The sequence below is a fragment of the Hydrogenophaga sp. genome (genome assembly GCF_041913525.1).
Taxonomy (GTDB): domain Bacteria; phylum Pseudomonadota; class Gammaproteobacteria; order Burkholderiales; family Burkholderiaceae_C; genus Hydrogenophaga.
In genome coordinates this window covers 25901-40182 of sequence record NZ_JAYSFD010000006.1, presented here as the reverse complement: position 1 = coordinate 40182, position 14282 = coordinate 25901, and the positions used below count along the sequence as shown (strand labels likewise).

At 60.0% G+C, this 14282-nt stretch carries 13 protein-coding genes and 1 pseudogene; 2 read left to right on the top strand and 12 right to left on the bottom strand.

What is annotated here, in order from left to right; translation table 11 throughout:
• Positions 1 to 25: 25 nt before the first annotated feature.
• The 6 genes from ACE3RQ_RS09325 to ACE3RQ_RS09300 are packed head-to-tail and all read right to left on the bottom strand — an operon-like array spanning position 26 to position 5794.
• Positions 26 to 853, bottom strand: a complete 828-nt coding sequence (locus tag ACE3RQ_RS09325; RefSeq protein ID WP_374521694.1) for an SDR family NAD(P)-dependent oxidoreductase — start codon at positions 851 to 853, stop codon at positions 26 to 28.
• The gene (locus ACE3RQ_RS09320; RefSeq protein WP_374521693.1) at positions 850 to 1626 is read right to left on the bottom strand and encodes an SDR family NAD(P)-dependent oxidoreductase; all 777 of its coding nucleotides are present in this window, start codon (positions 1624 to 1626) and stop codon (positions 850 to 852) included. The genes ACE3RQ_RS09325 and ACE3RQ_RS09320 overlap by 4 nt, the downstream gene beginning before the upstream one ends.
• Positions 1623 to 2036 (bottom strand): Zn-ribbon domain-containing OB-fold protein, encoded by a 414-nt coding sequence (locus ACE3RQ_RS09315; protein WP_374521692.1) that lies wholly within the window; start codon positions 2034 to 2036, stop codon positions 1623 to 1625. The genes ACE3RQ_RS09320 and ACE3RQ_RS09315 overlap by 4 nt, the downstream gene beginning before the upstream one ends.
• Positions 2037 to 2038: 2 nt before the next feature.
• Entirely contained in the window at positions 2039 to 3205 is a 1167-nt protein-coding gene (locus ACE3RQ_RS09310; protein WP_374521691.1) for a thiolase domain-containing protein, read from the bottom strand.
• A gap of 14 nt (positions 3206 to 3219) precedes the next feature.
• The gene (locus tag ACE3RQ_RS09305) at positions 3220 to 4800 is read right to left on the bottom strand and encodes an AMP-binding protein (protein ID WP_374521690.1); all 1581 of its coding nucleotides are present in this window, start codon (positions 4798 to 4800) and stop codon (positions 3220 to 3222) included.
• Positions 4790 to 5794: a Bug family tripartite tricarboxylate transporter substrate binding protein gene (locus ACE3RQ_RS09300; protein WP_374521689.1), complete on the bottom strand. Its 1005-nt coding sequence runs from the start codon at positions 5792 to 5794 to the stop codon at positions 4790 to 4792. The genes ACE3RQ_RS09305 and ACE3RQ_RS09300 overlap by 11 nt, the downstream gene beginning before the upstream one ends.
• Before the next feature lie 112 nt (positions 5795 to 5906).
• Between ACE3RQ_RS09300 and ACE3RQ_RS09295 the strand changes: the two genes are divergently transcribed.
• Positions 5907 to 6674 carry an IclR family transcriptional regulator gene (locus ACE3RQ_RS09295; RefSeq protein ID WP_374521688.1) on the top strand — a complete coding sequence of 256 codons (768 nt, stop codon included), beginning with the start codon at positions 5907 to 5909 and terminating at the stop codon, positions 6672 to 6674.
• Between the two features lie 179 nt (positions 6675 to 6853).
• Positions 6854 to 7321 (top strand): annotated as a pseudogene (locus ACE3RQ_RS09290) (tyrosine-type recombinase/integrase); the annotation flags it as partial.
• A 435-nt stretch (positions 7322 to 7756) separates the two neighbouring features.
• Here the strand turns inward: ACE3RQ_RS09290 and ACE3RQ_RS09285 are convergent.
• The 6 genes from ACE3RQ_RS09285 to ACE3RQ_RS09260 form a co-directional block, all read right to left on the bottom strand.
• Positions 7757 to 8875 carry a putative phage abortive infection protein gene (locus tag ACE3RQ_RS09285; protein WP_374521687.1) on the bottom strand — a complete coding sequence of 373 codons (1119 nt, stop codon included), beginning with the start codon at positions 8873 to 8875 and terminating at the stop codon, positions 7757 to 7759.
• Between the two features lie 277 nt (positions 8876 to 9152).
• Positions 9153 to 9821 carry a hypothetical protein gene (locus tag ACE3RQ_RS09280; protein ID WP_374521686.1) on the bottom strand — a complete coding sequence of 223 codons (669 nt, stop codon included), beginning with the start codon at positions 9819 to 9821 and terminating at the stop codon, positions 9153 to 9155.
• Entirely contained in the window at positions 9818 to 10945 is a 1128-nt protein-coding gene (locus ACE3RQ_RS09275) for a hypothetical protein (protein ID WP_374521685.1), read from the bottom strand. The genes ACE3RQ_RS09280 and ACE3RQ_RS09275 overlap by 4 nt, the downstream gene beginning before the upstream one ends.
• Positions 10938 to 11909 carry a hypothetical protein gene (locus tag ACE3RQ_RS09270; protein WP_374521684.1) on the bottom strand — a complete coding sequence of 324 codons (972 nt, stop codon included), beginning with the start codon at positions 11907 to 11909 and terminating at the stop codon, positions 10938 to 10940. The genes ACE3RQ_RS09275 and ACE3RQ_RS09270 overlap by 8 nt, the downstream gene beginning before the upstream one ends.
• A gap of 350 nt (positions 11910 to 12259) precedes the next feature.
• Complete coding sequence (locus ACE3RQ_RS09265) at positions 12260 to 13210, bottom strand: HNH endonuclease (protein WP_374521683.1); 951 nt, start codon at positions 13208 to 13210, stop codon at positions 12260 to 12262.
• 395 nt (positions 13211 to 13605) lie between these two features.
• Positions 13606 to 13944, bottom strand: coding sequence for a zinc ribbon domain-containing protein YjdM (locus ACE3RQ_RS09260; RefSeq protein ID WP_374521682.1), 339 nt, complete (start codon positions 13942 to 13944; stop codon positions 13606 to 13608).
• Positions 13945 to 14282 lie beyond the last annotated feature (338 nt).

Genomic DNA, 14282 nt, shown 5'->3' with positions numbered 1-14282 from the left:
TGGTGTGGAAAGCGAGATGGACCTGTCAGACGTACTTGCCGGTGATGCCACCGTCCACCAACAGTTCGGTGCCAGTGATGTACGAAGCTGCGTCGGACACCAGGAAGGCACAGGCGTGCGCGACGTCCCAGGCCGTTCCCATGCGGCCGCATGGCACCTGGCGTGCGCGGGCCTGGCGCGCCTCGTCCAGATCGTCGGCGCTGTATTGCGAGGCGACCGTCTTGGCGATGCGCGGTGTGTCGATCAGACCGGGCACCACGGTGTTGGCGCGAATGCCATGGCTTGCATGTTCCTGGGCCACCAGCCGGATGAAATGCTCGACCGCGGCCTTGGTCACGCCGTAGGCCAAGTGCGGGTAGCCGAGGAAACGGTGCGCGGCGATGGACGAGATGGCGACGATCGCACCGCGTTGCCGCTCCTTCATCTCGGGCAGCACGGCTTGCGTGGCCAGCAGCAGGCCCCCGACGTTGGCCTGATGGATTCGTGCCAGGTCATCGGCCGAGGTTTCCAGCGGGCCGCCGACCTTGCCGATGCCCACGTTGTAGTGCAACACATCAATGGGTCCGAAAGCTGCGCGCGCTTCGCCGAACAGACGATCCACATCCCCGGCGTCGGCCGCATCGCCGACCAGAGCGATGGCGCGGCCACCTTCCTGCTCGATGAGGCGGACTGTTTCGCGTGCCGATGCCTCGTCGCGGTCCGCCACGCAGACCTGTGCTCCCTGGCGGGCATAAGTGACCGACGAGGCGCGGCCGATGCTCCATCCCGGGCCGGCCGAGCCCCCGCCGACGACAAAAACCGTGCGGCCATCCAGCCGCAGGGGCAGGGCCTCGCGTCTGATGTTCCCGTTCATCGCGGTTGCATCCGGATCGCGCCGTCGAGGCGGACCGTCTCGCCGTTCATCATGTCGTTCTCCAGCAGGTTCACCGCAAGACGACCGAACTCTGCGGGCCGGCCCAACCGCTGCGGGAACGGAATGGACGCAGCGAGCCCTGCCTTGACCTGGTCGGAAAGCCGGACCAGGGCGGGCGTATCGAACAGGCCCGGTGCAATGGTATTGACGCGGATGCCGTGCTTGGCCAGGTCGCGCGCGGAAACCAGCGTCATGCCCACAATGGCCGCCTTGCCAGCGCTGTAGGCGATCTGGCCGATCTGACCTTCGTATGCGGCAACCGACGCAGTCAGCACGAAGGCGCCACGCTGTCCGCTATCGCCCTGCGGTTCGTTGCGCGCCATCTGCACCGCCGCCAGACGCAGCACGTTGAAGGTGCCGATGACGTTGAGTTGTGTCACCTCGCTGAACTTCTCCAGCGAACCAGGCGAGCCATCTTTCTCAACGAGCCGGATGGGAGCTCCCCGACCGGCACAGTGCACCACCCAGCGCAGGGGCGCGATGGCTGCAGCGGCCGCAACGGCGGCCTGCACGTCGGCCTCCGAAGTGACGCTACCGGGCGAGAACGTGGCTAGGGGGCCGAGCTCGGCGCAGACTTCAGCGCCCTTGGAGGTTGGCAAATCCAGCACCACGACATGCACCTGATGGGCCAGCAACTCCTTGACGGCTGCCAGCCCCAGGCCGGACGCGCCACCGGTGACGATGGCACTGGTGTGAGGGAATAGATCGATCATGTAGTCTCCATCTTTGTGAATTTGGGGGCCATGCGGCCATCTTCGGTGCGACTGAAGACGACCTGCACCGGTGCACCGATGCGCATATCGGTCTCGGCCATGTCCACGAGATTGGTCAGCATCGCCGGACCTTCGGCCAGTTGGACATAGGCCAGGGTGTACGGTGGGTTGGCGCGGCGCAATGTGGAGAAGGCGTACACCTCGCCGCGTCCACTGAGCGGCACCCAGTGCGTGTCGGCACTCCAGCAGAAGGGACACACCACCCGCGGGTACCAATGGAACTTGTTGCACGCCTTGCAGACCTTGCCCAGCAGACGGCCCTCTTCGGCTGCTTGCCAGAACGGGCGGTTCTCGGGCAGCGCGGCAACGTAGGGATCTTCGTTCCACGCCGTTTGTGTGATCTCTGACATGGTTACTCCCTTCCGAGGATCAACGACGAATGCGCATGGCCTGCGCCCAACACGAAGCCCGGTCCGCTGGCCAGCGCGAACCGGCAGTCCGGCACCTGCACCTTGGGGTGGGCTTCGCCGCGCAACTGCCGCACGGCTTCGATGATCTTGGTGACACCGCCCCGGTTCTGCGGATGGTTGTTGCACAGGCCACCGCCATCGGTGTTCCACGGCAGCGCTCCCTGTCCCGAAATCAGGTTGCCCTCGGCGACAAAGGCGCCTGCCTGGCCCGGCTTGCAGAAGCCCAGATCTTCCAGTTGCAGCAGCACCATGATGGTGAAGTTGTCGTAGATCGACGCGTACTGAATATCGCGAGGCGACAACCCGGCCTGGGCGAATGCAAGCCGACCCGACTCCTTCGCACCCGTCGCTGTCAGATCGATCTGGCCGCCCGCATTCGTGTGAATGGTCTCGCCGGTGCCTAGCACCTTGACCAAGGGCCGACCGGTGCGCAGTGCTACCGATTTGCTCGTCACGATCAGCGCCCCGCCGCCATCGCTGATGACGCAGCAATCCATCTTGTGCAGCGGATCGGCAATGACGCCCGACGCCAGCACGTCTTCTACGGTCACCTTCTTCGGCAGCATCGCATGCGGGTTGTGCTGCGCATGGGTGGAAGCCGCCACTTTCACGGCTGCGAGCTGCGCGGACGTGGTCCCGTGTTCGTGCATGTGGCGCTGCGCTGCCATGCCATAGAGCGGGGCAATGGTCCAGTTGCTGGCACTGTCGAACGCCGTCTCGGGCCGATCCGGGCTCAGGGCGCGTGGCTTGACGCCGACCGACTGACCCAAGCTACGGGGCCGTCCGGCCATCGTGATCAGCGCAACGCTGCAGCGGCCGGCGGCAATCGCTGCGGCTGCGTGCGCCACAAGGGCGATGTAGGAGCAGCCACCCAGGTCGGTGCCATCGACCCAGCGAACCCGCAAGTTCATGTAGTCGGCCATGACCAGAGGGGTGGCACCAGGGGCATCGCCTGCACACAGGTAGCCATCGACGTCGTCGAACGTCAGGCCAGCGTCGGCCAGCGCGCCCGCTGCACACTCATAGTGCAACTGCGCCACCGATTTGTCGGGTGCCAGCCGGGTCGGGTGCTCGAAAGCTCCGCAGAGGTAGGCTTCAAATTTCTGCATGACACGAATCCTTGTCAGTTCACAGCGCGCTCGGTGGATGACCAGTGGTTTGCTCGCAAGGCCTTCTTGTCGATCTTTCCAAGACCCGTGAGCGGCAGCGCTGAAACGAACTCCACCCGCTTGGGTGTGGCGACGGGACCTTTGGCTTGCCGCACCTCGTTGGCAATGGTCTCTCCGGAGACCACGGAGCCCTCCTTGAGCTGGACGTACGCGACCACCATTTCGCCCCACTTGGCATCTGGAACCCCAATGACCGCAGCAGCGGCAACACCAGGGTTGGCGCAGATGGTGTCTTCCACCTCTTTCGGGAAGACGTTGAAGCCGCCGGTGATGATCAGGTCCTTCTTGCGATCGACGATGTAGAAGAGGCCGTCGGCCCCCTTGTAAGCCACGTCGCCGGTGTGCAGCCAGTCGCCAGCCAGCGCAGCGGCTGTCTCGTCAGGCTTGTTGAGGTAGCCCGACATCACGATCGGACCCCGAACGCAGATCTCGCCGCGTTCGCCGTCCGGCACCTCAACACCGTTGTTGTCGAGCAGCGCGACACGAATCAAGGGATACGGACGCCCAGCGCTGGCCAAAGCCGCGTCATCCAGACGCGCATGGTCCGCACGGCCGAGAATCAGCACGTCGTTGGGCGCTTCCGACTGGCCATAGCTCTGAATCAGCACCGGCCCGAGCAGGTTCAATGCCTGCCGGATGCGCGTCGGCGACGCCGGCGCACCGCTGTAGACCAGCGCATGAAAACGCGACCAGTCGACTTCGCCCGTGCGGCCGGAATCCAGCAGTCCGTACAACATGGTTGGCACCATCCAGGTGACGTTGCACCCGTACCGGTTGATGGCGTCGATGACTCCATCTACGGTAAATCCGCGCAGCAGGGTGACACATCCACCTTGCATCAGGGTGGGGACGACCATCGACCCCGCTCCGTGCGAGATCGGTGCCACACAAAGGTAGCGAACATCCTGCGGCCAGTCCTTTGCGGCCACGTCCAGCAACGCGTTGGTCATCAACGCGCGGTTAGATAGCATGACACCTTTGGGTTTTCCGGTCGTGCCACCGGTGTAGGCCACCCGAACAACGGTTTCGGCATCACCTGCCGCCACCAACGGCCTCGCATCGAACCCGGCAAGCTTGGCTGCAAGATCGGTGCAGCCGGGCACGGGACCGATCGAGAACCAGTGCTTCACGTTTGGACTCCGGCCTTGCAGCGGCGCGATCCGAGAGGCGTGGTACTCGTCGACGATGACCACCCGGGCCGCGCTGTCATTGAGCACATAGGCGTGGTCGGCCTCGCTGCCCATGGCGTGCAGCGTGAGCGAGCGTAGCCCACGCATGTACACCGCCACGATGATCGCAAAGACCTCGAACCGGTTGACCCCAAGCTGCGCCACCGTATCGCCTGGCTGCAGCCCGAGACTGTCGAGCAGCTGCCCGATGCGGCTGATCTGCTCGCCCAGCTCGCGGTAGGTGACAACCGCCTCGTCGTTGGCGAAGGCCTTGCGTTCCGGATACTGGGCGATCGCCGAGAACACCGTCTCAGCGACCGTGCCACCGCGTTGCAGCAAGCTGTTGGATGTGGATTCAGTTGACACTGACGTTCCCCGCTTGGATCATCTTCTTCCACTTTTCCACATCGACTTGCATCGATTCCGCAAAAGCTTGCCGAGTCAATTGAGAGGGGGTTAGACCCAACTCCTCGACGCGCTTGACGATTTCTGGTGCACGCATGGCTTGAATGACGGTTGATGAAATGGTGGCTCGCAGCGGTTCAGGAACGCCTGACGGTGCAAAAATGGAGAACCAACCGACCGGCTCGAAGCCGGGAAGACCGAGCTCTTCAAAGGTCGGCGTGTCGGGAAAGAATGCAGAACGCTTGGGGCCAGTTACTGCCAAGACTCGCAACTTGCCTGCCAGAACGTGGGGCCTCAGCGGGGCAATGTCAATGAAGGCGCAATCGACCTGCTGACCGAGCATGGCCGTCAGCAGAGGGCCTGAGCCGCTGTAAGGCACATGCACCATATCCAGTTTTAACGAGGTGTTGAGAAGCGCGCTGTGGAGATGTGAGGACCCTGCATTGCCGTTCGAGCCGTAGTTGAGCTTTCCTTGGCGCGACTGTGCGAAGGCAACAAATTCCTTGAACGATTTGATCGGGGAACTTGCCGGCACCACCAGGAAGTTCACAGAGGTAGCCAACTGCGCCAGTGGAGAGAAGTCCTTGAAAGCGTCATACGGGAGAGACTTGTACAGGCTTCTTTCTTGGATCAGCGTCGTAATCCCCATCAGCAGCGTGTGTCCGTCCGGCACTGCGCGCGCGACGGCGGTAGCACCGATCTGTCCACCGGCACCGGCCTTGTTCTCGACAACAACACCTGCTTTCCATTGTTTCGAGAGTTCGGTTGCAAGCAGACGCGCGACGATATCGGTGCCACCACCAGCCCCGAATGGCACCACGAGGGTGACCGGACGAGAGGGGTAAGCCGCCTCGGTGTTGGCCCACGCGTGCGTGGGTGCCAAACCTGCAGCCAAGGTGGCCGCCGATGCCGTGAGAAAAGTGCGACGAGAAAACGGTCGAGTTTGGAAGTCCATGTTTGTCTCCTATGTTGGGTGTTGTGACGGGCTCAATTTTTGGTTGCGATGCAGAAACAATGAACTCAAAATGTCCGCCAGTCGTACGATTTCCAGAAATTCGATTTTTGACATGAAGAGCAGTACCTCCAACAAAGATGGCGGAAATCGTTCGCTCATGCGAGGCCTTGCTGTGCTCGACTGCGTTGGCAGGCACGGTGAAACAGGGGTTCGTATCGCTGACCTGGTCAGAGAGTGCGACCTCGAACGCCCGACCATCTATCGTCTGTTGGCGACGTTGATTGACTGCGGCTATGTCGAGCAGATCGAACGGTTTCGATATGCGCTCTGCAGCACCCATGTGAAGGCAGTGAACAGTCCACTCGATACGGTGGTTGAACAGCTTTCATCAGTCCTGAAGCGTGTCAGCGAGGTGAGCGAGGACGCGGCTTTCGCGATCATTCGCGAGGGGACGCAGTCGCATTGCATTGCCCGCCAGATCGGCAGCTTCCCGGTGCAGGCAGTCACGGTGGAGGTGGGGCGCCGACAACCACTTGGCGTCGGTGCAGCGGGCATGGCTTTGCTTGCATCCCTGCCCGAGACAGACGCTTCGGAGATCATCAAAGCCAATGCTTCAGCGCTGGCGTCCTATGGAGGGATGACGCCCGCCCGACTGCAGTTGTTGTTGAAGACCACCAGAGAGCGCGGATGGTCAGTGGTCGGCAATCACGTGATCGAAAACATTCTTGGTGTCGGGATCTCCGTGCCTGCTCTTCACTTCGGCGTACCCGCAGCCATCAGTGTGGCGGCCCCGGTACAGAGGATGTCTCAGGCGCGCCAGCAGTTCCTGATCAAGACGATGAAGAAGGCGCTCGAAGAGTGCACATCGAGAATAACTTGACTGACCGGTCGACAGGGATACTGTCGTTCGACAGAGGAATCTGATGGACCGCAATCAGCCTAAGGACTAAACCGCTCGCGCGGTAGTCTCCGAGCGGAGATGGTTGGTTGACGTCGATGGCACACGTGCCGATGTTGTGAGCCGAGGTAATTTGCCTCGTTCACGACAGGAGCAACATCATGAACGTACCCCATCCGGCGGTTTCGCCGTTGCGCCAGCGCATGCTCGAAGACATGCGGATGCGCAGGCTTGCACCCAAGGCGCAGACCGCCTATATCCGAGCCGTGCGCCGGTTTGCTGCCTACCTTCACCGGCCGCCAGATACCGCCACCGTCGAAGACCTGCGCAACTTCCAGCTTCACCTGGTTGACGAAGGTACTTCGCCCACCACCCTCAACGCCACGATCACTGGGCTGAAGTTCTTCTGCGAGATCACCCTGGATCGCGCGGAGTTGACGGCCAAGATGCAGCTCGTTCATGTGCCACGCACCTTGCCGGTGGTGCTCAGCCGCGAGGAAGTGGCTCGCCTGATCGCAGCAACAGGAAACCTCAAGCACCAGACCGCACTGTCCCTGGCCTACGGCACGGGGCTTCGCGCCAGCGAAGTCGTGTCTCTGAAGGTCAGCGACATCGACAGCCAACGCATGTAGGCGGTCTGCGTCTTGGGTGCAAGCCTGCGCATCCGCATGTCTTCGAGCATGCGCTGGCGCAACGGCGAAACCGCCGGATGGGGTACGTTCATGATGTTGCTCCTGTCGTGAACGAGGCAAATTACCTCGGCTCACAACATCGGCACGTGTGCCATCGACGTCAACCAACCATCTCCGCTCGGAGACTACCGCGCGAGCGGTTTAGTCCAAAGGCTGATTGCTGCCGCTCCGCACAAATCCGCCAAATTGCCGGTCCGGCGAAAAGCAGACCTAGCACCGCATACCGGTCAAGATCGCCCGCCGAACGGTCCACGCGAGCAACATCACCAGATTGGCAAATGCGCATGTCGTCCAGGTTGCCGACCTGGTTGCCATGGTTGGCCCAAAGTTCGTGGCACTTGCGGCGCGCTTGCGCCATGCAGCGGACCTCTCTCACACCCTGTCGAAAAATGCCTTGTAGCCGGAGAAAATCTTCGCAGACCACCTTACCCTGCCACCTGGAGTGGCCTTGGGTGCCCATTCAAAATCGATGTCCGGAAACTCAACCTTCAAGTCAAAGTTCTGCTCATCGAATGAGAAGAAGTTTCGTGGCACGTTCTTGATAGGCTCGTAGAAGTTCAGCAGGCCAGCTGTTATCCACGGCTTACCCAAATTCGACATGACGTTGAGTAGCAAGAGCGCCTGCTCGTAGTTCGACAGCTTAGCGCGAAGGACCTTTCCCAAGTCCTTCTTTTCTGGCTCGGAAAGGTCGGATGAGTCGATGAACTTGTATGCAGCGAAGAGGTTGCGAAAGTAATGCGAGATGCGGTTCTGATGGCCCTTGAATAGGCGTTGTCGATGGCGCGCACCTATCGATCGAGCATTCCGTTGCTGCTTTGCCGAAACCGCGTCACCAATCAGCTTTAACAATGCGGGGTTGTAGCCAGAAAGGACTCGCTGAGTCTGCAGTTGCGGGCCGTAATACATGTACGTGTATGCGATGTCCACGCGGTCATGCATGCTCCAAACATCGTATTCAGGAACGTGGCTCTGAGTCGCCTTGTAGATGAAGCTGAATTCGCTAAGAAGCAATGCGATAGCTTCACGTCCGACGGCGTCACCAATCCTCATCGAAGTGACAATCTCCTCGTGCGTTCGCAGCATCTCAGTGAAGACTTGATAGGTCTTTGTCTTGTTGTCGTTCTTGCGTGTCGTCCGCCATGTGATCAACACCAGCAGCGACGTAATAGCTGCGATGATGGTTCCGTATACGCCCCCCCAATAGTCGCCCAGCAGACCCTTGTACTGCATAGAGCCCGGGGGCGCCTCAAACGCGGCTTTGGCGAGTGGGGCGGCGGGAGGTGCATTCCGCTCTGCTGTACGAGCTTGCAACTCGGCATCGAGCGCCTTCATTAGTTGGATGCGTACATTCCTCTCCTCCTGGCTGGCCTTAGTTTGGATTGGCATTGGCTGGTTGGGAGGCATGGTCGGTCCGGCGGTACCCTCTTTCGCGAAGCTATTAACCTGCACAAGCAAAAGCACATGTACGACGAATAAAAATCTCAGGCTCATCGTCTCTCCATTGAATGAGGCTATTGTTTGCAGAAATTGTCGTGGATGGCCGCACTGCTTCGCATGCGTACTCGTCGGCCTGCGCTTGCGCTTGCGCTGGCAACGCAGGTTGCGTTGGTGCCGCCTGAATCTGACCTTGTTCGGTGAGTCCGGCGAATCGAAGCGCAGCTTCCTGGCGCAGCCGTGAAACCACGCAGTCGGCGGCACCGTGAGTCGTTGCTTTAGGACACCCGCTTAACCGTCAGAACAATCTTTGGTTTGAACGCCCGGCCAATGGTCACAGCGGCAACGACGCTCGAACGATGGAAAGCAAATCCTCGCTTGGCTCCTGATCGAAACGGGCCACGCCGTTGTTCGTCAACAGCACCGTCAAGCGCTTGGGGCGCATGAACCGGATCTGAACCTTCTCGATAACGTGCTTCTTACCGTGTACGAGTGCCTGGGTTGCCCCGAGAACGTCGACACTGCCCTTGACGACCGCTTTGGCCTGGACATTGGAGGCGAGTTCCATCGCTCCCAATTGCAGTGAATCCACGATCCCCACTTCGTTCAAGCGCCGCTGCACTTCGCTCGCCCAGTCCAGCACGTTGACCGAAAGCGGGCTGATCGCCAAAGCAAAGTCGGTTGCCTCCGCCAGCCGACTGATCATGGTCTGAACTCCGCGGGGGGCGTCCACGAGTTCCAAGCCTGGACCGGCCACTGCCGCCTTGAATTCACAACTTCGGTATTCGACGCGGTGAAAACTCGCCTCCACTCCAAATGGGTCGGTAACGGTATCGTCGTACTCGATCTTCTCCACGAATCTGGCATCGAGAAAATCGTCTCTGACCCGGTCCAGAACGAAGCCTTCGACCTGCTCTCCATCAAACGCCTTCACGCGAAGGCGTTTGGCCAGAACTCGCATAGAGATTGGCCATCGAGCCCTTAGCCAGCGATAGCGTTTCATGAAGTGGTCCCCGCTTCCGAATCCGCACCAGCACCCGCCTCTTCGGCGAGCAATTGCGCCAAGACGGTACGGGCAGTCTTCTCGATCATCGCGAGCAGGGTTGCCTTCTCCGCCTCGCTGACCGGGCGGATGTTCTTTGTATACGCGCCATTCTTGAACTTGAGCGCACCATGAATGGAATAGCGAAACTTCCTGCCGGCCTGCCGATCCTCAAAGCCCGCGTCGCATTCGATGATCGCGTAGGGGTGGACGTTCTGCTTCGCGCGCCAAGTGATCGACGTGATGAAGAAGCCCTTGTCCTTCAGCTCCTGGTACATCTCGGAGGCAACCAGGTTTTCACCGCTGAGCGCCACGTTCTCGACCACGCCGAGCATCTTCTCTTCGGCCTCGTCAACGTCGTCACCGTCCATATCGAAGTCATCGTCCTCTTGCTCCGAGGTCGAATGGGCGACCCGCAGGCGTGAGACGGTCATCAATGGAAAGTCGGGTAACGAAGAGATAAGCCGCGTGAAGAACGTCGTTCGCGCCTCAGCCGAGGTCAGGCCAGTCAGCTCGATCTCTTCGAGTTGCACAACGGCCTTCTTGTGAGCTTCAATTCGCTCCCGCAGCTTATCGACCATGGCACGGGCGCGGTCGGTTGCCGGTATGCGGATCTCGGTGCGTCCCCCGACCGTGGTGAAAACCAACTCTGCATCTCGATCCTGGCGCTGCAGCAGCCGCGTCTTGGAGTAGTCGAACTCGGAGTAGGTCACGTTCATGACGAATTCGGATTCGCTCTTCTTGTGGGCGCGAACGACCTCCTGGACTTCGGCCTTTTGGTATTCGCTGACGATCTCCTTGAGCTCGTCTGGCGACAGTTCGGTGTTCAACGAGACCGTAGCCGTCTTTTCACCCCGCTTCGAGGCCTCGCGCCGCTCCAGAATGCCGCACACATCCGCGTAGTCGTGTGGGAGCAGCGACAGGTACTGAACCAGCGCCTCTCTTGAATCGGCTGGCGAACTGAAGATGCCGCGGTCGCGCAGCAGCTCCAGCAATACCGCTTCCGTCACCTTCTGCTTGGCGGAGATCAGCAGGTCGTGGATCTCTTTGTTCGTGGCGAAATACAGCTGCCCAGGATCACGCATAGTCCATCCCCAGGTCGATCGAAGAGAACTCCGTGATTGCCTGCGTCATCTTCGTGTAGCCGATGGCGTTGACCTTCGCGGCGAGCTCAGTCGAGTGGCCGTTGTCGCCCAGGCTCTCGACGTAGCGCTGCTTGGCCTTCTGAAAGCGTGCAGCGGCTGCAGCATCCGAGGCCATGGACCGAATGTCCACCTTGGTCGCATCCTCCAGGACTTGGTAGTGGCGCAAGAAATCGAGAAGGTACATGAACTCCTCTTCGGTTTCTCCCGATCGGCGATAGAACACGATGACGCCTCGCTGGGCGAGAGCAGGCCCATGTTTGTACTCGAACACGATCCAAGGCGAGGTCAGCATCTCCAGCGTGGCCGCGCGTGCCTTCTCCGGCTGGAGATTGGCTCGTCCGTCCAATTGCGGATAGAAGAACTTGCAATGCTGGGCCGCTGGCAAGGCCGCTGGCCCAGCGGCGCCGCGCAGTTGTCGAATGTCGTACCGAACGTTGTCGATCCAGTGCACGTCGCGCGGGCCCAAGACGAACAGCCGCGCACCCTTAGGCAGCAGCAGTTCCTTGGGCGTGGCTGCGCTCAGCACAGACGTGAAGTCCTTGTCGTACTCACCGTCGTGGTTGTAGACGAAGAGCAGTCCGCAGACGTTCGGCGTCACGTTGCCATGCATATAGAGGTCCCGCCAGCGCTCGCTCTTCTCTGCGCAGGCGATCTGCTTGGCGAGGCTGGCAATAGCCCCCTGTAAGGTCGCGGTCGTGATGGAGCCCTTTGCGTAGCTCTTCAGGTCGCAATGAATGAACGTCCTGCGCTGCGCATACGGCTCGTCGTAGTAGAAGACCACATCCGCCGGATGCGTGTCGACGCCATGAAGGACCTTGTCCTCACAGGGCCAGTTCTGATCTTCGGGGCCGACCTTTGTCCAGAAGAATTCTGAGAACACTTCATCAGACAGTTTCATCGCCATTAATGCGATCTTGCTCGTTTCCGACACTGAGCCCCCCTAAATACGGCTTCTTAACACTGTTTATAGATTATGGATGCAGCCGTGCTTTTGGTGGCCAGCGGTCACGGGAGGTCGTAGTTTTGTTCCTTGGCAAGTACTAGCTCCCTGGCCCGGACGACTGCGTGAGGTCAGCCAGCGTGAGTTCGCTCACGTCAAGCCACCGCCTGCAACCGCTGCACATAAGTCATTGGAGCCCTTCGCTCCATCCACCCTGCGCCTTGTTGGAAATTCGCCTTGCGATGCGATCGCTGCTCACCTTAGAGGATGACGGCTTCTGCGACCCAGATCGTCCGCTCTTTGATCATTTGGCTTCAAGCGAGCGGCTCAATCTCAGCCAGATACTCGGTCAACTCGGCATTGCGTCGATTTCCGTCGAGGCCGTGATGAATCTCGCGATGGCAGGTTGGGCAGATCGCACCAACAAATCTTGGGTGGTCCAACCCCCCATCAGAGACACGGGTTGTATGGTGGGGTTCCAGGTAAGGACTGCCATCGACCCGATTGAAGGGCGCAGGCTCATGACAGGACTCGCACTCGCCGCGCGACCGTAGCAGCACATAGTCCTTCACGGCTCTGCTGCGGACGTAGAGCTTTTTCTTTGCTTCTTTGCCACCACTGCCCTCATTGGCATCAAACGCCGCCAAAGCTCGCCTGCGGGCTTCAGCTAGATCCAGCGTTGGTGCGCTTAGGAGATTTTCGTCATTTCCCTCGGTCAGCTCATCCTCTACCCCCCCGCTTACAGGAACCAAATGGAACACGATGATCTGCCGATCGTTCCCCTTTCTATCTGGGCCGCGGCGGAAGCTGTGGTTCACATAGGTGAACTCACCGATGTATTTCTGACCCTTACCCTTCCCGAGTGACTCGAACACATGTAGGGCCCGGCCGTCTCGAGCATGGTTTGCGATCGATAGGTTGCCCTTGGTCAACTGCATGTCACCGACTTGCCCCTCACCTGTGTACGAGAACACGCCGTCGGCATCAAACGTGTCGCGGTAACCATATTGCTCCCCCGTGTCTCCTGTGAACAGGAATATCGCCGCTGTTCGGCCTGAAGAAGAGATGCCACTCTGGCGACTGCCACCGTATGGCACGTTAATGTCTGGCCAACGGTCATAGACCTTTCCGACAAGAAAAGTTGGGGCCTTTAGTGGACCACTTTCCGCGTGGTCGATTACTACGATCTCGAAGCCCCTGGTCTGAAGGTACTCGTTCGATTGACCTCCTCCAGAAAACTTACTCACCGGCACGCCAGTGGCCATCGAGATGATCTTCTTGGGTGGGTACCGAAGACCACTGTGGACAAGTGCGTACTTCTGAGCCGCACTCTTCTCCCACCCGCTCCATTCTTTCTGTGCTCGCAAGTCGGTATCGAACCGCCGAAGTGCGTTCTCAACAACTGCTCGCTCTACCTCAGGCAAAACCATCTGCGTCCCCTTTATCGCTTTCTCAGGCGTCCCTAGCCGCGGCGCAAAACCACACGACCAAACTGTGTGACCACTCGCAATGCGTATTCGAACATGTCCGGGGTGGTGTTGTCGCAGTCCACTAAGACAGCAACGTGAACCGCCCCGGGCCGGGTCGATTCAGAGTAAGACAGGCGATTTGCCTACAGACTCAACCGATGGGGGAAGTCCAGCGTGAAAGAGGCGCCGACTCAAGCCTTTTTGACCACCGAAGACTTCAACTGCATCGCCCCCACACCGTCCAGCTTGCAGTCGATGTCGTGATCGCCCTCGACGCGGCGGATGTTACGCGCCTTGGTGCCCACCTTGAGCACCAGCGAAGAACCCTTGAGCTTGAGATCCTTGATCAGCGTGACTGTATCGCCGTCTTTCAGCTCGTTGCCAACAGCATCGCGCCAGACACTTACCACCTCAGCTGTTTCATTGGCTTCGCCAGAACGCCATTCGTGTCCGCATTCGGGGCAGATCAGCAGGTCCCCATCCGGATATGTCAGGGTGGAGTGGCAATGGGGGCAGGCAGGAAGATTCATGGCGATCGTAAGAGATGGGGTAAAAAAACAGGCGTGGAAATTTCGTCAAGGGCTGCGCTCGGGGCAAGCGACGCAGCACGGCTGCCAACTCGTCGGCTTAGTCGCCATCGGCCACAGCGTCGAGCACGCCGCTCCTGCAGAGCTTAGCGCGCGCACGCGGTAATTCTTCTCAGACAGCATCATGCGCACACCACGTGATTGCGGCTTGCGCACCACCTCCTGCAGCGCCGGCAGGCCGGCTAAGTCCATGAAAGGCACCAGTCGAAGACGCAGGATCGGAACCGTTGGAGCGATGTGATTGCGCTTTCGCTGGGTCTAGCGCGAAGGTGCGTTGAGTC